At 72.1% G+C, this 22516-nt stretch carries 25 protein-coding genes; 13 read left to right on the top strand and 12 right to left on the bottom strand.

What is annotated here, in order from left to right; genetic code table 11:
- Positions 1 to 5: 5 nt before the first annotated feature.
- The 3 genes from H958_RS38990 to H958_RS0120150 are packed head-to-tail and all read right to left on the bottom strand — an operon-like array spanning position 6 to position 2778.
- Positions 6 to 1475 carry an MFS transporter gene (locus tag H958_RS38990; RefSeq protein WP_156028102.1) on the bottom strand — a complete coding sequence of 490 codons (1470 nt, stop codon included), beginning with the start codon at positions 1473 to 1475 and terminating at the stop codon, positions 6 to 8.
- A gap of 17 nt (positions 1476 to 1492) precedes the next feature.
- Positions 1493 to 2059: a TetR/AcrR family transcriptional regulator gene (locus H958_RS0120155; RefSeq protein WP_028059975.1), complete on the bottom strand. Its 567-nt coding sequence runs from the start codon at positions 2057 to 2059 to the stop codon at positions 1493 to 1495.
- Positions 2060 to 2109: 50 nt separating this feature from the next.
- Positions 2110 to 2778: a helix-turn-helix transcriptional regulator gene (locus H958_RS0120150; RefSeq protein ID WP_028059974.1), complete on the bottom strand. Its 669-nt coding sequence runs from the start codon at positions 2776 to 2778 to the stop codon at positions 2110 to 2112.
- A gap of 94 nt (positions 2779 to 2872) precedes the next feature.
- Between H958_RS0120150 and H958_RS38985 the strand changes: the two genes are divergently transcribed.
- Positions 2873 to 3325 carry a DoxX family protein gene (locus H958_RS38985; protein WP_051324564.1) on the top strand — a complete coding sequence of 151 codons (453 nt, stop codon included), beginning with the start codon at positions 2873 to 2875 and terminating at the stop codon, positions 3323 to 3325.
- An 8-nt stretch (positions 3326 to 3333) separates the two neighbouring features.
- Positions 3334 to 4563, top strand: coding sequence for an NAD(P)/FAD-dependent oxidoreductase (locus tag H958_RS0120140; protein WP_028059973.1), 1230 nt, complete (start codon positions 3334 to 3336; stop codon positions 4561 to 4563).
- Positions 4564 to 4748: 185 nt separating this feature from the next.
- Here the strand turns inward: H958_RS0120140 and H958_RS38980 are convergent, their stop codons facing one another.
- Positions 4749 to 5585 (bottom strand): alpha/beta fold hydrolase, encoded by an 837-nt coding sequence (locus H958_RS38980; protein WP_051324563.1) that lies wholly within the window; start codon positions 5583 to 5585, stop codon positions 4749 to 4751.
- Positions 5586 to 5701: 116 nt separating this feature from the next.
- Here H958_RS38980 and H958_RS0120130 point away from each other — a divergent pair, with 116 nt between their 5' ends.
- Positions 5702 to 6580 (top strand): NAD(P)H-binding protein, encoded by an 879-nt coding sequence (locus H958_RS0120130; RefSeq protein ID WP_028059972.1) that lies wholly within the window; start codon positions 5702 to 5704, stop codon positions 6578 to 6580.
- Positions 6581 to 6697: 117 nt separating this feature from the next.
- Here the strand turns inward: H958_RS0120130 and H958_RS38975 are convergent, their stop codons facing one another.
- Positions 6698 to 7690, bottom strand: a complete 993-nt coding sequence (locus H958_RS38975) for a substrate-binding domain-containing protein (protein ID WP_037410900.1) — start codon at positions 7688 to 7690, stop codon at positions 6698 to 6700.
- A 159-nt stretch (positions 7691 to 7849) separates the two neighbouring features.
- Here H958_RS38975 and H958_RS43745 point away from each other — a divergent pair, with 159 nt between their 5' ends.
- Positions 7850 to 10174: a PAS domain S-box protein gene (locus H958_RS43745; protein WP_156028101.1), complete on the top strand. Its 2325-nt coding sequence runs from the start codon at positions 7850 to 7852 to the stop codon at positions 10172 to 10174.
- A gap of 6 nt (positions 10175 to 10180) precedes the next feature.
- Here the strand turns inward: H958_RS43745 and H958_RS43740 are convergent, their stop codons facing one another.
- A complete protein-coding gene (locus H958_RS43740) occupies positions 10181 to 10750 on the bottom strand; it encodes a TetR/AcrR family transcriptional regulator (protein WP_051324561.1) in 570 nt (189 codons plus the stop codon).
- Between the two features lie 68 nt (positions 10751 to 10818).
- On the opposite strand from H958_RS43740, the gene H958_RS0120110 reads away from it, so the two are divergent.
- The 5 genes from H958_RS0120110 (at position 10819) to H958_RS0120090 (ending at position 13613) form a co-directional block, all read left to right on the top strand.
- Positions 10819 to 11925, top strand: coding sequence for a multicopper oxidase domain-containing protein (locus H958_RS0120110; protein ID WP_028059971.1), 1107 nt, complete (start codon positions 10819 to 10821; stop codon positions 11923 to 11925).
- Positions 11865 to 12404 (top strand): hypothetical protein, encoded by a 540-nt coding sequence (locus H958_RS0120105; RefSeq protein WP_028059970.1) that lies wholly within the window; start codon positions 11865 to 11867, stop codon positions 12402 to 12404. Before H958_RS0120110 ends, H958_RS0120105 begins: the two co-directional genes overlap by 61 nt.
- Before the next feature lie 68 nt (positions 12405 to 12472).
- Positions 12473 to 12757, top strand: coding sequence for a hypothetical protein (locus H958_RS0120100; protein WP_028059969.1), 285 nt, complete (start codon positions 12473 to 12475; stop codon positions 12755 to 12757).
- Positions 12754 to 13095, top strand: a complete 342-nt coding sequence (locus tag H958_RS0120095) for a cupredoxin domain-containing protein (protein WP_028059968.1) — start codon at positions 12754 to 12756, stop codon at positions 13093 to 13095. Before H958_RS0120100 ends, H958_RS0120095 begins: the two co-directional genes overlap by 4 nt.
- A 29-nt stretch (positions 13096 to 13124) precedes the next feature.
- Positions 13125 to 13613, top strand: a complete 489-nt coding sequence (locus H958_RS0120090) for a flavin reductase family protein (protein WP_028059967.1) — start codon at positions 13125 to 13127, stop codon at positions 13611 to 13613.
- Between the two features lie 8 nt (positions 13614 to 13621).
- On the opposite strand, the gene H958_RS0120085 is transcribed toward H958_RS0120090, so the two are convergent.
- From H958_RS0120085 to H958_RS0120060, 6 genes are all read right to left on the bottom strand, one after another.
- Positions 13622 to 14167, bottom strand: coding sequence for a DUF302 domain-containing protein (locus tag H958_RS0120085; protein WP_028059966.1), 546 nt, complete (start codon positions 14165 to 14167; stop codon positions 13622 to 13624).
- Between the two features lie 456 nt (positions 14168 to 14623).
- Positions 14624 to 15121, bottom strand: coding sequence for an SRPBCC family protein (locus tag H958_RS0120080; protein ID WP_028059965.1), 498 nt, complete (start codon positions 15119 to 15121; stop codon positions 14624 to 14626).
- Positions 15102 to 15458, bottom strand: a complete 357-nt coding sequence (locus H958_RS0120075; protein ID WP_028059964.1) for an ArsR/SmtB family transcription factor — start codon at positions 15456 to 15458, stop codon at positions 15102 to 15104. The genes H958_RS0120080 and H958_RS0120075 overlap by 20 nt, the downstream gene beginning before the upstream one ends.
- 31 nt (positions 15459 to 15489) lie before the next feature.
- Complete coding sequence (locus H958_RS0120070) at positions 15490 to 16278, bottom strand: LLM class F420-dependent oxidoreductase (RefSeq protein ID WP_028059963.1); 789 nt, start codon at positions 16276 to 16278, stop codon at positions 15490 to 15492.
- 10 nt (positions 16279 to 16288) lie between these two features.
- Entirely contained in the window at positions 16289 to 18160 is a 1872-nt protein-coding gene (nhaA, locus tag H958_RS0120065) for a Na+/H+ antiporter NhaA (RefSeq protein ID WP_028059962.1), read from the bottom strand.
- Between the two features lie 26 nt (positions 18161 to 18186).
- Positions 18187 to 18699 carry a phosphodiester glycosidase family protein gene (locus tag H958_RS0120060; RefSeq protein ID WP_028059961.1) on the bottom strand — a complete coding sequence of 171 codons (513 nt, stop codon included), beginning with the start codon at positions 18697 to 18699 and terminating at the stop codon, positions 18187 to 18189.
- A gap of 65 nt (positions 18700 to 18764) precedes the next feature.
- On the opposite strand from H958_RS0120060, the gene H958_RS49135 reads away from it, so the two are divergent.
- The 4 genes from H958_RS49135 (at position 18765) to H958_RS0120040 (ending at position 22516) form a co-directional block, all read left to right on the top strand.
- Complete coding sequence (locus H958_RS49135) at positions 18765 to 18929, top strand: neutral zinc metallopeptidase (protein ID WP_196807463.1); 165 nt, start codon at positions 18765 to 18767, stop codon at positions 18927 to 18929.
- A gap of 146 nt (positions 18930 to 19075) precedes the next feature.
- Entirely contained in the window at positions 19076 to 20896 is a 1821-nt protein-coding gene (locus H958_RS43735; protein WP_028059960.1) for a 3-keto-disaccharide hydrolase, read from the top strand.
- Between the two features lie 64 nt (positions 20897 to 20960).
- A complete protein-coding gene (locus H958_RS0120045; RefSeq protein ID WP_028059959.1) occupies positions 20961 to 21194 on the top strand; it encodes a hypothetical protein in 234 nt (77 codons plus the stop codon).
- A 785-nt stretch (positions 21195 to 21979) separates the two neighbouring features.
- Positions 21980 to 22516, top strand: coding sequence for a YceI family protein (locus H958_RS0120040; RefSeq protein WP_028059958.1), 537 nt, complete (start codon positions 21980 to 21982; stop codon positions 22514 to 22516).

The raw sequence follows: 22516 nt of genomic DNA, 5'->3' as shown, positions 1-22516 counted from the left end.
GATCGTCAGTCGTCTTCGAGCAGCGGCAGGCCCGCGGCGGCGAGCTCGCCCTCCTCGACCGCGCGCTCGTCGCCCGCGCCTGCGGGGGCGCTTGGCAGCGCGCCGCCGGGCAGCATCCACGCCACCGCCGCCGCCGCGAGGCAGAGCGCGCCGCCGACCGCGAACGTCTTGTCATAGGCGCTGGTGGTCGGCACCGCGGCATCGCCGTCGAACGCGCGCAGCAGCGTCACCGCCAGCCCGCTGCCGACAGAGAACCCGACGTAGCGCGTGACCTGGTAGAAGCTCATCGCGCTGCTGGTCTCGTGCCGCGGCACCGATCCGACGATGAGGCCGGGCATCGCGGCGAACGTGAAGCCCAGGCCGAGGCCGACGAGGCCCATCATCACGAACGCCTGCCACAGCGCGTCGCCGGTCAGCGCGAAGAACAGCATCGCCACCGCGATGACCGTGGCGCCGATCGGGATGGTGGCGCGCGCGCCGGTGTGCGCGCGCACGCGCGGCAGCAGGCGGCTGGAGGCCGTCGACAGCGCCGAGAGCGGCAGCAGCGTCAGTCCCGCGACGAAGACCGTCTCGTGCATGCCCGACGGCAGCTGCACGATCTGCGTGACCAGTGAGATGCCCAAGTACATGGATATGCCGAGCACCAGGCCGGTGACGTTGGCGGTCAACACCGCGCGCCGGCGGACCAGCCGCAGCTCGACGAGCGGGTGCTCGACGCGCAGCTCGTTGAGCGTCCACAGCGCGAGCAGCACGACCGCGAGCACGAGCAGGCCGAGCGTGGAGGCCGCGCTCCAGCCCCAGTCGGAGCCCTTCTCCAGCGCCAGCAGCAGCGCGAGCACGCCGCCGCCCACGAGCGCGGCGCCGCGGACGTCGAGCCCCGCGCGATGGTCCGTGCTCGAGGGCCCCGGGACGAACGCGGCCGCCACGACGAACGCCGCTGCGCCGGCGAACGCGCCGAACCAGAACGCCGCCGACGCGTCGGCGTGCTCGGCGATGAAGCCGGTGATCGGGTACCCGAGCCCCACGCCGACCGCTGCGATCACCGAGAGCAGCGCGATGACGCCGCCGGCGCGCTCGGGCGGCAGGTGGTCGCGCGCCGAGGCCATCGTCAGCGGCATGAGGGCAAGTCCCACACCTTGGAGCGCGCGGCCGAGGACGAGGACGGACAGCGAGCCCGCCAGCGCGGCCACCGCGCCGCCGAGCGTCACGAGCGCGAGGCAGCAGAGCAGCACGCGGCGCCGGTGCGGGCCGTCGCCGAGGCGCCCGACGAGCGGCGAGGCGACCGCCCCGACCAGCAGGGTCGCGGTCAGCGACCACTGCGTCGCGCTCAGGCTCGCGTGCATGTCGTGCGCGATCGTCGGGATGAGCGGCGCGCCGAGCGAGCTGATGACCGAGACGACCATGCCGATCGCCAGCAGGGTGGGGACGAAGGCGCGCTCGCGCACGCGCGTGCGGGCCTGGACCGTGGCAGGCATCCCCTGCGGCTCAGCGGTCACGGTCGCGCAAGCGCCGCGATCGCGGGGGCCAGGTGCCCGACGACGTCCTCGGCCGGCGTGTCGCTGAGCGCCGGCAGCGTGCCGACGCGGCGCGCGATCGAGACGCCGACCGTCGTGGCGACGATCAGCGCGGCGCGCAACTCGGGGTCGTCGGCTCCGCGGGCGCGCAGCGTCTCGGCCAACGGCCCGGTGCGCGTGGCGAGCCGCGCGCGGACCTGCTCGCGCATGGCGTCGCCGATCGTCGGCGAGACCATCGCCAGGCCGACGGGCCCGACGCCCTGCGCCTCGTGCCGGCTGAGGGTGCGCCGGACGAACTCCACCGGGTCGCCGGCGTCCGCCGGCGGCTCTTGCGCCGCGAGCGCCGCCAGGTACAGGCCTTCCTTGCTGCCGAAGTAGCGGGCGATGAGCGCGGGGTCGACGGCGGCGCGCTCGCCGATCTCGCGGACCGTCGTGGCGTCGTAGCCGCGCGCGTTGAACAGTTCGATCGCCGCTTCGAGCAGCGCCTGGCGGCTGGCCGGCGCGTCGTGGCGGCGCCGAAGCGGCTTGTCAGCAGGCGTTGACATCAAGCGCTGACCGTAGCAGCCGGCCCCGGCCATCCGGAGCGGGCCGGCGCTCAGGACGATGCTGACGGTGCCTGCGCCGCGGCCGTGAGGGCGACGCAGCAGCGTCCGGGGGCGGGTTCGAGCGTGGCGGTGAGTCCGGGCCTGTGGAGTCCGTTCAGCAATCCTCGAAGAAGCGCGAGATTCATCTCGCAGACGACCTCGGGGTGGCGTTGGGCGACGGCGTGGAACGGGCAGTTGCAGAGGCGGACGGTGCCGTCGTCGTCGTGGAAGGGCTCATAGCCGCGCTCGCGCAGGAGCGGCTCGATGTCGGTGTCGCCGGCTTCTTCGGCGATTTCGCGGCCGAGGCGCTCGGCGGCGGTGGACAGCGCGCGGCGGGTGGCGCCGTCGGTGTCGGAGGCCGCGGCGTCCGCGAGCAGGCGCGCGGCGAGGTGGTAGTCGCGCGGGGGGATGCTCACCGCGACCTCGCGCTCGCTGCGGGCGTAGAGCTTCGCCGGCCTGCCGGCGCCGGGGCCCGTGCGGCCGGAGCGGCGCTCGTAGGCGATGGTCAGAAGGCCTTCGGCGGCCAGGCGGTCGAGGTGGTAGGCGGCGAGCGTGCGGCCGATGCCGGCGGCGGCGGCCGCTTCGTCGCGGCTCACGGGGCCGGGTCGGCTCGCGACGTACTCGTAGACGCGACGTCGCGTCGCGTCCCCGAGCGCGCTGAGTGCCGCCAGCGGATCCATTACCGGGAGTCTATCGCTAACGAGAATTGACAAAACCGGACGCGAGGCGTAGGTTCGACAACCAGGATTGGTTTTAGAAGAGGGAGGACCTCACATGTCCGTGCTTCACGATCCGACCGTCTCGGCTCCGTCGCGGGCCGCGGAAGCCGACCACGCCGCGCAGGACGAGGCCGGCCACCAGGCGTATCTGATGCTTCGGGTCGCCTTCGCGGTCGCGCCGATCGCGTTCGGCCTGGACAAGTTCCTCAACGTGCTGACCGACTGGCCCAGGTACCTGGCCGGATGGGTGGACGACCTCATGCCGGGAAGCGCGCAGGACTTCATGTACGCCGTCGGGGCGATCGAGATCCTCGCCGGCATCCTGGTCGCGCTGCGCCCGCGCTACGGCGCGCCGGTCGTCGTGCTGTGGCTCGCCGGGATCATCGTCAACCTCGTCACCGGCCCCGGCTACTACGACGTCGCGCTGCGCGACTTCGGGCTCTTGCTGGCCGCGCTGACGCTGACGCGGCTCACGCTCGCGTACGACCGCCCGCGCGCTGGGCGATGAGCGGATCCATGACCGACACCTTCATCGTCGCCGGTGCCGGAATGGCCGGCGCCAAGGCCGTCGAGACGCTTCGCGAGGAGGGCTTCGACGGACGCGTCGCGCTCATCGGCGACGAGCTCGAACGCCCCTATGAGCGTCCCCCGCTGTCGAAGGACTACCTCCGCGGCGACTCCCGGCGCGAGACGATCTACGTCCACCCCGAGCGGTTCTACGCGGATCACGACGTCGAGCTGCGGCTCGGCCGCCGCGCGGTCGAGCTGGACGTACGGGAGCGAACGCTCGTGCTCGACGACGGCGAGTGGCTGCGCTACGACCGGCTGCTGCTCGCCACCGGCGCCGAGCCGCACCGGCTCGGGATACCGGGGAGCGACCTCGACGGCGTGCGCTACCTGCGCAGCGTGTCCGACTGCGACGCGCTGCGTGAGCGGCTCGACCATGCCGGCTCTCTCGTCGTCGTCGGTGCCGGGTGGATCGGCTGCGAGGTGGCGGCGTCGGCCCGTACGCGGGGCCTGGACGTGACCGTGCTCGAACCGCAGGCGGTCCCGTTGGAGCGCGTCCTGGGCCGTGATGTGGGCGCCGTCTACCGCGACGTCCATGTCGACCATGGCGTGCGGATGCGGCTGGGGTGCGGCGTCGCGGCGTTCGAGGGCACGGGCGCGGTCGAGCGCGTCCGGACGAGCGACGGCGATGCGATCGACTGCGACGTCGTCGCCGTTGGTGTCGGCGTGCGCCCGCGCATCGAGCTGGCGGAGCGGGCAGGGATCGCCGTCGGCGACGGGATCCACGCCGATCAGCGGCTCGAGACCAGCGCGCCGGGCGTGTTCGCCGCCGGCGACGTGGCCGGTGCCCAGCATCCGTTCTATGACGAGCGGATCCGCGTCGAGCACTGGGCGAACGCGCTCGAGCAGGGCCCGGTGGCGGCGCGGAACATGCTCGGCCGCGGGCTCGCCTACGAGCGCCTGCCGTACTTCTTCTCCGACCAGTACGACGTCGGGATGGAGTACACCGGCTACGCGCGGACATGGGACCGCGTCGTCTTCCGAGGCGATCCGGCGACGCGCGAGTTCATCGCGTTCTGGCTCGCCGGCGACCGCATCCTGGCGGGCATGAACGTGAATGTCTGGGACGTGGTCGACCCGATCCAGCGCCTGATCCGCGAGCGCGTCGCCGTCGACGACCGCCGGCTCGCCGATCCCGACCTTCCGCTCGGCGCGCTCGCTCCCGCGGAGGCGTCGTGAACCGCCTCGAGCACCGTCAGCGAGCGTCCCTGCAGCGCCATGCCGACCGGGGAGGCGAGGGGGAGAGAACGCCATCGCGAGCACGTGCAGCCAGCGGAGAGCGGCATCTCCCGGTGCATGGAGCAGGGCGCCGGGGCGCCCTCGGGCGAGCCGCTCGCCGATCGTGGTCGTGCCGGAGCCGTCGATCAGGCGGCGGCGAGGTTGCGCATGGGCTCGACGACGGACTGGCCCAGGAGGAACTGTGCGATCTCCTGATCGGCCTTGGGCTCGTCGATCGTGTACATGTGCGCGGCGTTCGGCCACAGCTGCAGCTGGGCGGCGGGGATCTTCTCCGCCAGCACCAGCGCGTTGACGGGCGGCACGAAGACATCCTGCTCGCCGTGGACGACGAGCGTCGGGGCGGAGAGGCGGTTGAGCCGCTGATAGGCGTCGTGCGCCGCCACGGCGGCCGCCTGGCGCAGGTAGACGAGCGGCTCGGGGGGTGAGCTCACGCGGTGGGCGATGTCGGCGCCGATGCGGTCCAGGTGGTGCCGGCGGGTGCGCTCGGCGTAGGTGTAGGGGACGGCCGCCCACTCCGCCTCTTCCGCGCCCATGGCACCCGCGCGGACCAGGAAGGTCTGCGCAAGCGAGGACGGTGAGGGCTTGTAGGCGGCGTACCCGCCGGCGGAGCTGGCGCCGAGGACGAGGGCCTCGACGCGGTCGGGATGCCGGAGGGCCAGTTCCTGCGCCACCAGGCTGCCCATCGAGATTCCGTACACGTGGGCGCGCCGCTCGCCGGCGGCGTCGAGGACCGCGGCGGCGTCCTCGGCCATCTGCGCCGCGGAGTAGCGCCAGCGCACGCGGCTGCTGCGGCCGGTGTCGCGGTTGTCAAAGGCGATCACCCGGAACGAGCGGGCCAGGACGGGGATCGTCGCCCACCATCCGTCGATCGTCATTCCCTGGCCAGCCAGCAGCAGCAGGGCCGGGCCGGCGCCGAAGCTCTCCCAGTGAAGGGTGATGGATCCGTTCCTCGCGAAGGGCACGGTCCAGATCTAACGGCCCATACCCCCTGGATTCGGCTGGCCTCTCGTACGGTAGGCCCATCGCTTCGGGTCGGTCTTGTTGCGCTCGCGGGCTCCCTAGGTTCCAACGGGAGCCCATGAACGTCATCGTCACAGGAGCGGCGGGCCATCTCGGCCGCCTCGTCGCAGAACAACTGCTGGAGCGCCTCGCGCCGGAGCAGCTCATCCTCGTCACCCGCCGTCCGGAGGCATTGCGCCGGTTGCGCGCCACCGGCGTCGACGTCCGCTACGGCGACTTCGACGATCCGGCTTCGCTGCGCGACGCCTTCGCGGGCGGCGACCGGATGCTCCTGATCAGCACCGACGCCATCGGTCGCCGAGTTCGCCAGCACGGGGCCGCCATCGACGCGGCGGCCGCGGCCGGGGTCGGCCACGTGGTGTTCACGTCGATCGTCAACCCGGTGGCCGACAACCCGACCGGCGCGAACGCCTGGGAGCCGGGCAAGACCGAGACCTTGCTGCAGCAGAGCGGGCTGGCGTGGACGCTGCTGCGGTTCGGGAGCTTCGCCGAGCTGGTGCTGCCGCCCGCCGCGACGGCGGTCCAGAACGGCCAGCTGGTCACGAACAACGGCCGCGGGCGGCTCGTCCCCATCTCGCGCAGGGACTGCGCCGAGGCGGCCGCCGTCACGCTCACGACCGGCGGCCACGCCGGCAGGACCTACGAGATCACCGGCCCACAGGCGCTGTCGGCGAGCGACCTGGCCGAGCTCTACTCCGACCTGAGCCGCAAGCCGGTGAAGGTCCTCCAGCTCAACGACGCGATGCTCAACTGGGTCCTCATGGGCATCGGCACGCCGATGCCGTTCGCGTGGCGGCTCACGGCGTACGGCCGCGCCGTCCGGCTGGGATACTTCGACGTGGTCGATCCCGCGTTCGAGCGGCTCACCGGACGAGCGCCGGTGTCGCTGCGCGACGTGCTCGTCGCCCAACGCGCCGACCTGCTGGCAGTGGCCTGAGCACCCGTCGGCGCCGGCCGGCTGCCGCGGGTCCGGCACCCCCTCGGGCTCGTGCGTGATCATTTGGCTCGCCGGGCGCCGCGCTCGGTCCGCCGGCCGGCAGGTCGCCGGTGCCCGCTACTGAGACGCCTGGGCGAGCGGGCTGCGGTACGGCTCCGGCGGCTTGGGGAAGTGCGCCTGCGCCTTCGCGACGTTCTCCGGGGTCACGAGCTCGATCGGCGCGTCCAGCTTGGCGGGAACCCGCTTGCCCTCGACCGCGGCGAGGCACGCCTCCACGCCGAGCTGCCCGATCGTGTAGGGGTACTGGGCGACCGTCGCCGACAGCTCACCGGACTTGACCGCCTCGAGCGCCTTGCTGATGCCGTCGACCCCGACGACCGCCACCCGGCCCCTGCGGCCGGCGTCGCGGACGGCATCGGCGACGCCGAGCGCCATCTCGTCGTTGACCGCGAAGAAGCCCTTGATCGACCGCTCCGAGCGCAGCAGGTCCGCGGCCGCGAGCATCGCCTTCTCGCGGCTGAAGTCCGCCGCGACGGTCTCGCCGACGACGAAGCGCTCGCGGGCGCCGCGGTCGAACCCCTCGATGCGGGCGGCGCTGGTGGCGTCGCCCGGGATGCCCGCGATCACGTCGACCTTGCCGCCGGCACGGACGAGCGCCGCCATCGCGTCGGCCCCGAGGCGCCCGGCGGCGATGTTGTCGGTCCCGATGTAGCTGGTGATCTTGACGCCCACCGCCGCGGCCGGCCCCAAGCCGATCGGCGAGTCGATGTTGACGATCGGCGCGCCCTTGGCGACGTGTGAGAGCGCGGGGATGAGGTTCGTCTGGGTGATCGGGTTGACGACGTAGCAGGCCGCGCGATCGGCCGCCAGCGCCTCGAGCTTGGCGGCCTGGCCCGCCGTGTCCTGGAGGCTCGCGGCGGCCTCGAGCCTCAGCGGCGTGCGATAGCGCCTGGCGGCATCGGACAAGCCGTCGCTCATCGCCGCGAAGAACGGGTTCTCCACCCCCTTGATGACCGCCGCGACGCTGTCGCCGCGGGTCATGTTGGCGTGGCCGCAGCCGGTCGCGACGAGCGCGAGCAGGCCGACGACAAGGGCGGTTGCTCGGGGCATCCTGCGACGGGGGCGGATGTGGTAATCGGCTACGTTCTGCGTCACGATGGACCGCGAGTGTTCCTACGCTCGTGGTTTCGCTCCGCCAGCCCGGCCCGGCTTGCGCTCCCGGCTCTGATCGTACTACTGGGCGTCGCCGGATATGTGATCTCGGCCGCCGTGATCCGCCAGGATCGAGCGGCCGCCGCGGCGCGCCGCGCGCAGGTCGAGAGCGTGCAGATCGACGGCGTGCTGGGCCGCGCCAGGGCCTATCTCGCGGGCCTCGCGAGCGTGCTCGGAGGCGAGCAGGCGCCGAGCGAGGAGGCCTTCGCCCGGCTGGCGGGGAGCACGGCCGGAAGCGTCGGCCTGGTCGACGCCCTGTGGGTGGAGACGGTGCCGCATGCGGAGCGGGCGGCGTACGAGCGCCGGCTCGGCGCGCCGATCACGCGACTTACCCGAACGGGCCATGCCGAGCCGGCTCCCGCCGCGCCCACTTACCTGCCGGCGACCTACACGAGCCGGACCCGTCCGGAGCTGCGGCAGGGGGTGGACGTGTCGGAGTGGCCGGCGCTGGCCGCGGCGATCCGCGACCGGGCGAACGTCTTCGCCGTCACCGCGAGCGGTCCCGGGTCGCTCGGAAGCGAGCCTGGCTTCTACCTGCTGCAGGCCGCCCGCTTCGGCCGCGATCCCGGCGACAACGGGGTTCTAGCGCTGTTCGTGCCGCGCGGCTGGCTCACGGCGGCGCTCGCGGACGACCCGCGGCGCGTGGCGATCAGCCTCGACGGTCAGCGGCTCGAGGGCGGGCTCGACACGGCCCCCGCGTCCAGCCAGACCTTCGCGGCGCTCGCCCGCCGCTGGCGGGTGGACGTGGGAAGCGAGCCGCCCTCGGGGTTCCAGACGCTCGTTCCCTGGGTCGCGCTCGCCTGGCCGATCGCGGCGGCGCTGCTGATGGTCCTCGTCGGGCGCGCCAGCATGCGGCGGCGCCGGGCCGAGCGCGACTTCGAGCGCGTCTTCAACCTCTCGCTCGACCTGCTCAGCATCTCCGGCGTCGACGGCTACTTCAAGCGCGTGAACCCCGCCTTCGAGCGCGCGCTCGGATATTCCAGCCGCGAGCTGCTGTCGCGGCCCTACGTGGAGTTCGTGCACCCGGACGACCGGGCCGCCACCCGCGAGGTGGCGCGCAAGCTCGCCCGCGGCGACCAGCTGCTGGAGTTCGAGAACCGCTACGTGACCGCCGACGGCACGGTGCGCTGGCTGCAGTGGAGCTCGCGGCCGATGCTGCGCGAGGGGGTGAGCTACGGCGTGGCCAAGGACATCACCGATCGCAAGCGCGCCGAGGCGGACCTGCGCGCGGCGCAGCGGGCGGTCGAGCGCAGCCGCGACGAGCTGCGCGTGCTGGCCGAGGAGCAGGCCGCGCTACGGCGCGTCGCCACGCTCGTCGCGCGCGGCGTGTCGCCGGAGGACGTGTTCGCCGCGGTCTGCGACGAAGTGGGCAGGCTGCTGGGCGCGGACGCGACGTCGCTCGTCCGCTACGAGCCCGACGGCACGGCGAGGATCGTCGCCAAGGACGAGGAGGGCGTCGGGCCTGAGATCGGCACGCGCGCCCCGCATGAGGCCGATAGCGTCACGGCCGCCGTGCTGCGCACGCGGCGCGCCTCCCGGCAGGACAGCTACGACGACGCTCCGATCTCCGTCGCCTCGCACGCGAGTGAGCTCGACTTCGGCTCGGCGGTCGCCGCGCCGATCGTCGTCGAGGGCCGCGTGTGGGGCGCCATGCTCGCCGCCTGGACCCACGGGGGCCGGCCGACGCCCGATGCGGAGACCCGCATCGCGCAGTTCACCGAGCTGGTCGCGACCACCGTCGCCAACGCCGACAGCCGCGCCCAGCTCGCCGCCTCGCGGGCGCGCATCGTGGATGCCGCCGACGACGAGCGCCGGCGCGTGGTGCGCGACCTGCACGACGGCGCGCAGCAGCGCCTCGTGCACACCGTGGTGGCGCTGAAGATGGCCCGCCGGGCGCTCGACCGGGGCCACGACGGCGTTGAGCCGTTCGTGGAGGATGCGCTCGAGCAGGCCGAGCAGGCCAACGCCCAGCTGCGCGAGCTGGCGCAGGGCATCCATCCCGTCTCGCTCACCCACGGCGGTCTGCGCGCGGCGATCGACCTGCTCGTCTCGCAGCTCTCGCTCCCGGTCATCGTCGACGTGGACCCGCAGCGGCTGCCGCCGGCGATCGAGGCCAACGCCTACTTCGCGATCAGCGAGGCGCTGACCAACGTGATCAAGCACTCGGGCGCGCGCAACGCGTACGTGCGCGCGCACCTCGACGATGGCGTGCTGCGGATCGAGGTGCGCGACGACGGGAGCGGCGGCGCGCGGCCCGGCCGTGGATCGGGGCTCGTCGGCCTCAGGGACCGCGTCGAGACGCTCGGCGGCAGCATGGAGGTCGAGAGCCCGCCCGGGAGCGGGACGTCGCTGCGGCTCGACATCCCCGTCGACGGCGCTTGACGGCGGTCAGCCGAGGAGGGCCTGGAGCTGCCGGCGCACCGCCGCGCGGAGCCACTCGGCATCGCCCTCGCCCGAGTTGAGCACGCTCATGCGCAGGCCGTCGAGCGCGGCGACGACGAGCCGGACGTCGACCTCCGGCGCTCCCTCCAGGACGCGATCGGCCAGTGCGTGAAGGCCGCGTCCCCACTCGCGGTGCACCTCCCGCGCGCCTGGGGAGCCGAGCAGCTCGATCTGCAGGCGGTAGAGCGCGATCGTCGTCTCGCGCTCGGCCGTGACCTGCTCGACGAGCCAGTCGGCGAGCTCGCCGGCCCAGGCGGCGGGATCGAACGCCGAGCCGCCGAGGAGGTCGGCGATCTGCCCGAGCCGCGCGATCTCGTGCGCGGCGGTCCAGCGCAGCGCCGCCTCGAGGATGTCGGCCTTGGCCGCGAAGTGCCACGTGGTCGACGACAGCGAGACGTGCGCCTCCATCGCCAGCCGGCGGTGCGTCACGGCGGCGACGCCCTCGCGCGCGACGATCCTGACGGTCGCCGCGACGATCGCCTCGCGGACGCGCTTCGAGGCCTCGGCCCTCGACACGGCGTCATCGTAACCAGTACGTACGTACTTGCGAGGGAAGTACGTGCGTACTACGCTCCGCGCCGCTCATGATCGGCACACTCACCACGCGCCGATCCTTCTTCGGATTGGCCGGCGGCGCCGCGCTGCTGTGCACGATCGGCGGCGAGGACGTCGAGGTCTCGAGCCCCGGCGGGCTCGACCGCGCCGATGCGGCCGCCGCCAGGGTGCCTCGACCGCGCGCCGCGGCGGCGCAGCAGATCCCGCAGCTGCAGTCCGCTCCCGGCGGCATCCGGCGCGAGTACTGGATCCAGGCCGAGACGGTCGACTGGGCGATCACGCCGAGGCGCCGCGACGAGTGGCACAACCGCACGTTCAGCAGCCGCAACGCCTTCACCGCCTACGTCTACCGCGAGATGACGCCCGGCTTCGCCGGCTACGCCGGACCGGCGGCCATCCCCGGTCCGCGGCTGGTCGCCGAGGTCGGCGACGTGCTGGTGGTGCACTTCCGCAATGCCGACCGCAGGCTCACGCAGGCGGTCACCATGCACCCGCACGGCGTCAAGTACAACCCGGAGTACGACGGCGCCTACATGGGGGAGTTCACGCGCGCCGGCGGGTTCATCGCGCCCGGCGAGTCGTTCACCTACCAGTGGGAGTGCGTGCCGGAGTCGGCCGGAGCGTGGCCGTACCACGACCACGGGCCCAATCACACGGTCAACACCTTCCGCGGGCTCTTCGGCGCGATCATCGTGCGACCCAAGGGTGTGCGGTGGCCGGATCGCACCTACACGCTGTTCGCGCACCAGCTGCCGCCGCCGATCACGCGCCTGGACGGCAACTTCCACTGCTTCAACGGCCGCGCCTACGCCGGCAACACGCCGACGCTGCGCGCCCGCGCGGGCGAGGACGTGGAGATCAACGCGTTCGGCATGGACTCCAACTTCCACACGTTCCACATCCACGGTCACCGCTGGATGGATCCGGCGGGAGCGTTCATCGACAACCCGGCGATGGGGCCCTCACGCTCGTGGGCAACCCAGCGCATCCGGAGAAGGTCGTGCTGCGGGCGCGGGGAAGATGCAGAACGGCAATCTTCGTCAACGACGCCGACGAGGTCACGGTCAACGGCTTCATGGCGCGCGACTACGTCGCCAACGGGTTCTTCTTCACCAACCTCCACGGCTACACCATGAACCACCTGGTGGCGCGTCACACCGGCGTCTATGGCCTGTACGCGTTCAACACCATCGGCGGGCGGATGGTCAACTCAGAGGCGTACTACGTCAACGACGGCGCGTTCTACATCGGGCAGACGCCGCCGCAGGCCAAGCCGGTGCGCACGATCGTCTCCAACGTCGACGGGTGGGGGAGCCCGATCGGCTTCAGCGCGACGAACATGCGCTACGTGACGATCACCAAGAGCCGCTTCTACAACAACGCCCTCGGCATCGTCCCGAACGCGCTGGACTCCGAGAAGTACCCGCCGCCCGAGGACAACGAGATCATCGACAACGACATCTTCTGGAACAACTTCGACTTCCACCAGGGCAAGCCGCCGTTCGCCGTGCGCAAGGAGGGCACCGCCGCGCTGGCGCCCGTCGGCACCGGCGTGCTGCTGCTCGGGGGCGCGGCAACCGGGTCGAGAACAACCGCATCTACGGCAACTTCCTGACCGGCGTCGGGGCGATCGAGGGGATCCTGCTCCAGAAGAACCCGCAGGCCAAGAGCCTCGAACGCAACGTGGTCCAGAACAACCAGTTCGGGCTCGGCGGCACCGACGTCAACGGCGTCGACATCAGCTACGACGGCAATGGCAGCGGCAACTGCTTCCCGCTCGCCGGCGTCACGTCGACGTTCCCGGCCGATCAGTCGACGTTCGCGGGCGGCTGCGGCGGCGCGAACGCCTTCAGCAAGCCGGTCCAGGACACGATGGTCAGCTGGATCGGCGAGAACGCCCTGAAGGCCTGGCACAAGCACCCGCACCCGGCCAAGCCCGGCTTCACGCCGCTGGAGGTCTTCGGATGAGGGGGGTCCTCGTCGCCGGCGCCGTGCTCTTGAGCGCGGCGCCGGCGACGGCCGCGACCAAGGGCAGGACGATCGAGCTCGGCGACACCTACTACTCGCCCAAGACCGTGACCGTCGATCGCGGCACCACGATCACGTGGCGCTGGCCCGGCTTCGACGAGGCCGGCGACGTGCACGACGTGAAGCTCAAGTCGGGCCCCAAGGGCGTCAAGCGCTTCCGTTCGGAGCCGGCGTCGACGGACTACTCGTTCAAGCGCAAGCTCACCGTCGCCGGTATCTACCGGATCGTGTGCACGCTCCACGAGGAGATGCGGATGACGATCCGCGTGCGCCGCTAGCCGCCGCGATCTGCGGGTACCGTCGCGCTATGGAGGCCGAGCGCGCGTTCCACTCCCTGGTCGGCGACCTCGAGTACCCGATGTTCATCGTCACCGCGCGGGCGGGCCGGGAGCCGCTCGGCTGCCTGGTCGGCTTCGCGACGCAGACGAGCATCGACCCGCCGCGCTTCGCGGTCTGCCTGTCGCATCGCAACCGCACGTTCCGGCGCGGGCGCGACGCCGGCGCGCTCGGCGTCCATTGCGTCCCGGCCGATGCCGGCGAGCTGGCCGAGCTGTTCGGCGGTGAGACCACCGACGAGGTCGACAAGTTCGCGCGCTGTGCGTGGCACGAGGGCCCCGGCGGGGTGCCGATCCTCGACGAGTGCGAGAACTGGTTCGTGGGGCGCGTGATCTGGCGCGCGGACGCCGGCGATCACGACGTCTTCCTGCTCGAGCCCGTCGCCGCGCATGCCGGGACCGGCGAGGGCGAGTTCACGTTCCACCGGGCCAAGCGCATCGACGCCGGCCACGAGGCGTGACGAGCGCCTCAAGGATGCCGGGGCCGCGTGAGCCCGGGCGGGACCGGGGCGCCGAGGAGCTCGAGCAGCGTGGCGACCTTGCGGTCGAGCTCGAGGCCGACCTCAGCGATCTCCGGCGTGCCGAAGCTGCCGAAGCGCGTGCTCGGCTGGTCGATCGTGAACCGCGTCGTGCCGCCGGCGTCGACGTAGATCGCGGTGCGCAGCGGCGCATAGAGCAGGATCGCGGGGTCGTGGCGGTACATCCGCTCGGCGATCGTGTGGTTGCCCATCAGGTACTCGACGCAGCGCCAGCGGTCGCCGGCGAGGCGGAGGAGCCCGTCGTCGAAGCTCCAGTAGACGATGAAGTCGTGCGGCGCGTTCTCGGCCGTCGCGCGCAGGACCGCGTCCCAGCCGGCGCCCTCGGCCATCAGCGCCTTGAAGCGCTCCGCGTCCAGCCGCGGGACAGCCGCCTCGTAGCGGGCGCGGAAGTCGTCGAACGAGGCGTTGACGGGGATCGCCAGCCGGTGCACCTCGTGCGGGACGGTCTGGATCGCGTGCGGCGTGAGCGTGCTCATGGTGCCTCCTGGCGCGGTTCGATGACCTATACCACGGGAGTTCGGTCACCGAACCGGCCCGCTGCGCTCGAGGCACTCACCGGCGGCTCGAGCCCCTGATTGCGTCGAGCGGCGCTGCGCAACTACGCACCATACCTTGACCTTTCGGGGATCCGCGCAACGAGCGGGCCGGGGTACGGTCACTCCTGCGCCCGCGCTCTGAGCTCAAGCCCGTCGTCGCCTGACCTTTCGCGGCGGCCCCTGGAGCGCGAACTCCTTACGAGGCCTGACCCCCCTCGCAGCCGGACGGAGCGCGGGCGCACCCCCTCGCCACGGCCCGGCGGGCCCGACCCGGCGTCCGCTGTCGCCGAACCGCCAGGAGGGGTCGTGCCCGAGCTCCGCAGGGGCTCGGCCGCAGGGCGGCGCTCGCGACACCGTCACGCTGGGCGGCTCCGCCACGGATCCCGACGGGGACGGCTAGCGAAGCGAGCGCGCGAGCTCCTCGAGCAGGTCCATGCCCTCCTGCATGCCGCCCTCCATGCCGCTCTCGACGATCATGTCGCGGACGTCCTTGCCGGAGACCTCGGTGAGCAGCGTCAGCGTCGTCCTCTCGCCGTGCTGGGCGAAGGTCACGGTGACGAGCGCGGCGCCGGCGTCCGGATCCGGAGCGCCTTCGTAGACCTCGGTGTTGACGATCCGCTCGTCCGGGACGATCTCGCGGAACTCGCCGTGGAAGGCGACCTCGAAGCCGCCGTGGGCGATCATGACGTAGCGCCAGGCGCCGCCCGGGCGCAGGTCGATCTCGGCGCTCTTCATCGCACCCCGCCGCCCCGGCCACCAGCGGCTGACGAGCTCCGGCTCGGTGTAGGCGCGGTAGACGAGGTGCTTGGGCGCGTCGAACTCGCGCGTGATGAGGATCTGCTCGTCGGTCGGGAGCGTCAGCCTCGCGCTGCCGCTACTCGTGGTCTCGGCCATCTTCCTGCTCCTTCCGCTTGAGGTCGTCGAGCACGACATCCAGCGCCTCGAAGCGCTCGCTCCACAAGCGCTCGAAGGGCTTGACCCAGTCGTGGATGGGCTTGAGCGCATGGCCGTTGAGCCGGTACAGCCGCCGCCGTCCGTCGTCACGCACCTCCACAGCCCCCACTTCCCGCAGCACGCGCAGGTGCTTGGACACCTGCGGCTGTGCGAGGCCGAGCTCCCGGACCAGGTCGTTCACCGGGCGCTCGCCGCCGGCGAGCACGTCGATGATCTGCCGGCGCCGCGGCTCGGCCACCGCGTTGAACGCATCCGCCGTCGTCGCTGCTCGTGCCACGACGACCATCATATGCCTATATGGGAATGTGTCAAGCGGCGCGGGCGAGCCCGCCGCGCCAGTCCACGAGCTCGCGCAGCGCGCCGAGGTCGTAGCCCGAGCTGCTGCCGGTGATGCCGACGATCAGCAGCGACACGCCTTCGGCGACCAGGTCGTCGGCTCCCGCGAGCGGGTCGTCCGCCTGCACCGCCCACGTCCGCTCGATCTCCGACGGGTCGCGGCCCACGTCGGCGCAGTGGCCGAGCAGGATCTCGTTCTTGCGCCGGTAGGTGTCGGCGTCGCCGAAGCCGTGCCACATGTCCGCGTAGCGCGCGACGAGCTTGAGCGTGACCTTCTCGCCGCTGCCGCCGATCAGGATCGGCAGCTTGCCGAGCGGCGGCGGGTTGAGCTTGCCGAGCCGCTCCGTGATGCGCGGCAGCGCCGCGCGCAGGTCGCGCAGCCGGTCAGGCGCGGTGCCGAACTCGTAGCCGTACTCGTCGTAGTCGCGCTCGAACCAGCCGGCGCCGATGCCGAGGATCGCCCGTCCGCCGGAGATGTGGTCGATCGTGCGGTGCGCGTCGGCCAGCAGCTCCGGGTTGCGGTAGGAGTTGCACATCACCAGCGCGCCCACCTGCGCACGCTCGGTGACCTGCGCCATCGCCGACAGCGTCGAGATCGCCTCGAAGTGCTTGCCGTCGGGCTCGCCGCTGAGCGGAAAGAAGTGGTCCCAGCAGAAGATCGCGTCGGCGCCGATCTCCTCGGCCTCGCGCCAGGCGCGCCGCATCTGATCGAAATCTGCGTGCTGCGGCTGGATCTGAACGCCGATTCGTAGCGAAGTCATCCTCTCCACACTAGGCGGCGGCGGCGCGCGCGGCCGTCTTCACCGAGCGCGTGAGCGTGTCGATGTCGTAGACGCCCTGGTGGCGGCGTCCGTTGATGAAGAACGTCGGCGTTCCCGACACGCCGCTCGCGTCGGCGCTCTGGACGTCGGCGGCGACGCGATGGGCGAACCGGCGGCGGCGGAGGTCGTCGGAGAAGCGGTCGACGTCGAGGCCGAGCTCGCTCGCGTGGCGGTAGAGGTCCACCGGCGCCAGCGCGTCCTGGTGATCGAGCAGGCGATCGTGCATCTCCCAGTAGGCGCCCTGCGCGCCGGCCGCCTCCGCCGCCTCGGACGCGAGCTGCGCGTTCGGGTGGACGTCCGTGAGCGGGAGGTGGCGGAAGACGTAGCGCAGCTCGTCGCCGAGGTGGTCCAGCAGCTTCCCGATCACCGGGGCGGCGTGGCCGCAGTACGGGCACTCGTAGTCGCCGTACTCGAGCAGCGTGACCGGCGCGTCGACGCGCCCGCGGATGTGGTCGCGCCCTGGGTCGACGTCCTCGGCGAGGTCGACGATCGTCTCCGCCACCTCGCCGAGCTGGCGGGCACGGACCTCGGCGGGCAGGCGGCGCATGACCTGGATCGCAAGCCAGGCGAGCGCGGGGGAGATGATGGCGGTCGCGAGCACGCCGATCTTCGCCTCGTCCAGCGGCTCGCCTTCGAACGCGAGCGTGGCCACGAGCAGCGAGACGGTGAAGCCGATGCCGGCCGAGGCGGCGCCGACCGCCAGCGCCGGGAACGTCACCGTGAGCCGCGCCCCGCGGCGGGTCGCGAGCCAGGACGCCGCGAGGATGCCAGCGGGCTTGCCGATCGCGTACGCCGCCACGATGCCGAGCGTGATCGGGGACGTGATCGCGTCCGAGAGCAGCGTGCCGTCGATGTGGATGCCGGCGTTGGCGAGGGCGAACAGCGGCACGATCACGCGGCTCGTCCACGGGTGCAGCCGGTACTGCATGCGCTCGTTCGGCGAGATCGCGCTGGTCAGGCTCGCGACCGCCGAGTACGCGAGCTCGGGCGTCGGCTGCTCGCGGAACGAGCGCGCCAGCTCCGTGCTGCGCTCCAGGTCGTCGCGCGCGGGCGGATAGGCGCTGGTGACCAGGCCGATCGCGAGGCCCGCGATGACGGCGTCGACCCCCGACTCGAACAGCGCGAACCAGATGCCCACGCCGAGCAGCACCGCCGCCGGGCCCCGCCACGACCCGGCCCAGCGGACGAGGAACAGCGCGGCGAACAGCGCCACCGCGATCAGCAGCGCCGTGACGTCGATGTGCTCGCTGTAGCCGAGCGCGATGATCAACAGCGCGGCGAGGTCGTCGATCACCACGACGGTGAGCAGGAACACGCGCAGCCGGATCGCGCGCCCGCGCGTGAGCAGCGAGAGGACGCCGAGCGCGAGCGCCGTGTCGGTCGAGACGGCGGCGCCCCAGCCCGCCGCTCCGTCGCCGCCGGCGTTGATCGCCAGGTAGATCCCGCCCGCGCCGAGCATGCCGCCGAACGACGCGAGGACCGGGATGGCGAGCCGCGTCCGCTCGCGCAGCTCGCCGAGGTCGAGCTCGCGCTTGGCCTCGAGCCCGACGACGAGGAAGAACAGCGTCATCAGGCCTTCGTTGATCCACCCGCGCAGGTCGGTCGCGAGGGCGTGATCGCCGAGCTGGACCGCGAGCCGCGTGCCCCAGACCGACTCGTAGGAGCTGGGCGACACGTTCGCCCACGCCAGCGCGGCAAGGGCCGCGGCGGCGAGCACGACCGCGCCGCCGGTCTCGGCGTGCAGGTAGCTGCGGATCGGCGCGGCGAGGTTGCGCGCCCAGGCGGTCCGCCCGGAGCTGGAGGTCGCGACGGCTGCGCTCACCCCTCAAATGGTGGCGTACCGAGGCTCTAGGCGAACAGCAGCGCGGTCACGACCGGCCGCGACTCCGGCGCGGGCTGGTCGCGATCGGAGTATGGCCGGTTGAGCAGGGCGCGAACGAGCGTCGCCGAGCCGCCGCCGTCGAGGTTGATCGCGTCGCGCGCGCCGCAGGAGATCAGCAGCCGCGCCAGCTCTGCGAGGTCCAGCCCGGCGTCGACGCCCGTGCGACGGCCGTCGCAGCAGACCGCGAGCAGCTCGTCCTCGCCGATGCCGAGCGCGCAGCGGGGATGACGCTCGGCGGTGATGTCGGAGTCGAACTGCGCCGCGCCGGCGGAGAATCCCTCGCGGTCCTCGCCGTCGGCGAGCGAGCGTCCGTCGCGCACCAGCAGGGGGCCGGCCTGGACCAGGTCGCCGGACGGCTGGGGTGGGAGCTCACCCCGAGCCGCGAGGCGCACCGCGCCGTCGACGTGGATGCAGGCGCGGCGCGTCGCCCAGGGCTCCGGGACGGGCTCGTGCTCGACCGCCGCGCCGCCGATCCGCACTTCGCCGAGCCGGCCGGTAGGGGTCGCGCACGAAGAAGCCGCCGACGATCGCCTCGGGGTGGCCGGTGGCCGCGCACCGGCGGTCGAGCCGCTCCGGCTGCTCGAAGCCGACCGCCGAGCTCGCGCCCGAGACGTGGACGCACGGCTCATCCGAGCAGCGCGTGCACTGGGTGCTGACGGGACTCCGATCGGGGCTCCCGGCGAGCTGCGACACCTTCTCAGGGCAGTGAGCCACGGCTCCAAGCGCCCGCAGGGTGCGAGTCTTCCGGCTTACCGACGCACCAAAGACCGGCCCAAATCGCCGTCTCATCCGATATAAGTCCGTCTGAGTCCCGTCAGAAGGGGCGATGGGTCAGGAGGGAGAGGAGAGATCTGGATGCATCGCGTCAAGATCGGCGGGCGCATCGCCCGTCGAGCCGGGTGCGCGGCCGCGGCGCTGATCGCGCTGGTGCCCGCCCAGGCGGGAGCGCAATACGTGGCGCCGCCGCCCGATCCCGGGTTCCACTACATCTTCGACGGCACCCCGACCGGCTCGGACGCGTCGTTCGACAAGTGGGTGTTCGCCAGCGGTACGGCGTCCCAGTCGGCGACGCAGGGGCGTGCCACGCTCGATCCCGTCGAGGGCTCGTTCCTCGTGGGCGCGTCGCCGTTCGGCTCGTACTGGTACCCGGTGCGGCCGCTGGGCGACGTCGTGATCAAGCTGCAGTACACGGTCCAGAACACGCCGACCTCGACGCGCAACGGCGGGATCATGATCCGCACGCCCGAGGTCCGCTACACGGGCGCCGACAACAACGCCGTGCTCGCGCAGAAGCCGACCGGCTACAGCTACGAGCTCTGCCCGGGCGCCCTGCCCGTGTGCGGCCGGCTCCAGCCGGCGGCCTCGACGACGTACACGTGGGCGGGCGCCTCCGGGCCGTTCCCGCCGGCCTCCAACGCGTCGAACCCGCCGTTCACGTACTCAGGCTCCTACTGCGCGCGCCAGGGCACGGACAACGTCGCCGGCCTCAACGGCGCGACGCCGCTGACGGTCAACGGCAATGCCAACAACCACCAGCACTGGACGCAGGTCTACTGCGGACATGAGATCCAGATCAACGAGTCGCTCAACGGCGGCGGGCCCGACCCGTCGACGGATCCGATCAAGACCGGCTCGGTGTACGGCTTCCGCAACCTCAACTCCAAGCAGTCCGGGACCTACAAGCGGCTCGTCAAGGGCGTCTGGCACAACATGGAGATCCGCACGATCGGGCAGCAGTACACGGTCCTGATCGACGGCGAGGTCATCAACCAGTTCGACAACTCGATCCCGAAGATCGCGTCGCGCGCCGGCGACCCGCCGACGATGGCGCGCCAGAACCCGAGCGGCTACATGGGGCTCCAGACGCACGGTGGCAACGACCGGATCTCCTACCGGCAGATCCAGGTCAAGGACTTCGCGCCGTCCGACATCCCGGTCAACACGGTCGCGCCGAAGGTCGAGGGGACCGGGTTCATCGGCAAGCCGCTGACGTGCGCGCACGGCGAGTGGCAGAACAACGCCGGCGGCCAGTACTGGGTCCGCTGGTACCGCTCGAACCCGCTGCTGCCCACCAACCCGCGCTACCACGCGCCGAGCCAGCTCGACTACGCGAACTACACGACGCCGGCCGAGCCTGAGATGGGCACCGCGCCGCTGCCGTGGATGGACTCGCAGATCGTCGGCACGGAGGACGCCTACACGCCGACGTCGGACGACATCGGGAAGACGATCCACTGCGCGGTCAGCGCCGACAACGGCGGCGCGACGGTCTTCAAGACCGCCCAGGCGCCAGGGATCCAGGCGTGGACGTCGGCGGACACCTCGGTCGGCGCGGGCGTGCCGGCCCAGCTGGCGCTCGTGCTCGGCGCGCCCGCCTCCTTCGGCGCGTTCGCGGCGGGGGTCACCGGCGACTACAGCGCGGCCACGTCCGCGACCGTGGTGTCGACCGCGGCCGACGCGACGCTCAGCGTCTCGGACCCCGGCCACCTGACCAACGGCGCGTTCTCGCTGCCGCAGCCGCTGCAGGTCTCGCTGTCGAAGTCCTCGTGGACGGGTCCGGTCTCCAACGACCCCGTCGCGATCGCGTTCAAGCAGCACATCGACGCCAACGACGCGCTGCGCACCGGGACGTACTCCAAGACGCTCACGTTCACCCTCTCGACCACCGCGCCGTAGCGGAGCTCGGGCCGGCTCCGCTCCCCTCCCCGGGAGCGGAGCCGGAGTCGGTTACCGTTTCGCCATGAGCGAAATCCGCACGACGGTGGGCGAGGCAGGGAGCGCGTACATCGATCTCGGCGCGGCGGGCGAGGTCCGCGACTCGGTCGCGTTGAGCGAGCACGAGATGGTCGAGAAGGTGCCGGCGCTGGAGTCGCTGGTACTGCACTTCGACTTCTACGGCCGCCTGGCCGCGATCGAGGTGACGGACTCGGCGGCCTCGGTGCTGCCGCCCGCGCTGCTCGATCAGCTCGCGTAGGACGGCGACCGCCGGCCGCGGGCGCGATGCGTGGTCCGCAACGCGCCGGCCGGCGCCCGCATCGTCGTCGCCTGCTCCGACGACCCCGACACCCTGTGCCGCCCGCCGGGCGGCAGCGCCGGGCCCTGTTGAGCGCGCGACAGGAGTCTCAGCTCGGCTCGGCGGTTCGCGGGGCCGATGATCGTTTTGGCAGCGTGGGCGAGGGGGTGTGCTACGAAGCTTCGAATAGTTCGAAGGTTCGTAGGGCACCATTGGGCTCGTGGGCGGCCGTGATCGTTCGTGCGCGATTGGGCGCGAGCGGCTGGTCGATCATGACCGTCGGGCCGGCGCGCGAGGTAGACCGCATCCCTCACCCCCGATCCCGCCAAGCCGCGCGAGCGTGGCCGGTTCGTGGAGGCGCGGGCCCGGGACGCGGCGGCGGTTCGACACCGCAATGCCGCGAGACGCTCCCGCTGTGGACACGATCCGACTCGACGGGCTGATCGTCTCGGCGCAGGGCTCGTGCTGCACGGGCCTCAGCGAGGGATGCGGCGCCACCGACCGCGGGATCGCGGACGATCCGGCGGCCGCTCGATCTCGGCGTGACGTGCATCGACACCGGCGACGCGCACGGCAGCGCGATCGCCGGCCGCCACGAAGCCGGGCATCGACCGCTCCGGCCGGCTGGGGAGCCGCTCTACAGGGAAGTAGTTGCGCCGGAAATCGGTTGCGCTATCTTGGGGACCATCGAAAACGGACCGTGATCCGTTTACAGATCGTCAACCCCTTCGAGGAGGCACTCACCCATGACCACCGCCGCGACCGCTCTCAGCGGAACCTACAACGCCGACCCGGTCCACTCGAGCTTCGGCTTCGCGGTCCGCTACCAGGGCGTCTCGCTGTTCAAGGGCACGCTGAACGAGGTCGCCGCGACGCTGGTCGATGGTCGCCTCGAGGGCACCGCCAAGGTCGAGTCGATCTCGATCCGCACGCCGGAGCAGTTCCGCGCCCACGTCCTCTCCGCGGAGTTCTTCGACGCCGAGAACCATCCTGAGGTCAAGTTCGTCTCCAACTCGCTCGAGCTGGGCGAGGACGGGACCGCCAAGGTCGCCGGCGAGCTGACGATCAAGGGCATCACCAAGCCGGTCACCGCGGCCGGCACCTGGATCGCCCCGGCCGCCGACGCCTTCGGCAACACGCGCGGTCACCTCAACCTCGAGGCCGTGATCGACCGCACCGAGTGGGACATCAACTGGAACATGGACCTCCCGGCGGGCGGCAAGGTGCTCGCCAACGAGGTGGCGCTGACCGTCGAGCTCTCCCTCCTCGAGCAGGCGGCCTAG

Origin of the sequence: Candidatus Solirubrobacter pratensis, assembly GCF_000425945.1 — a bacterium.
GTDB classification, from domain to species: domain Bacteria; phylum Actinomycetota; class Thermoleophilia; order Solirubrobacterales; family Solirubrobacteraceae; genus Solirubrobacter; species Solirubrobacter pratensis.
Note: the sequence above shows the minus strand (reverse complement) of the source record. Positions and strands in the feature narration are given on the sequence as shown.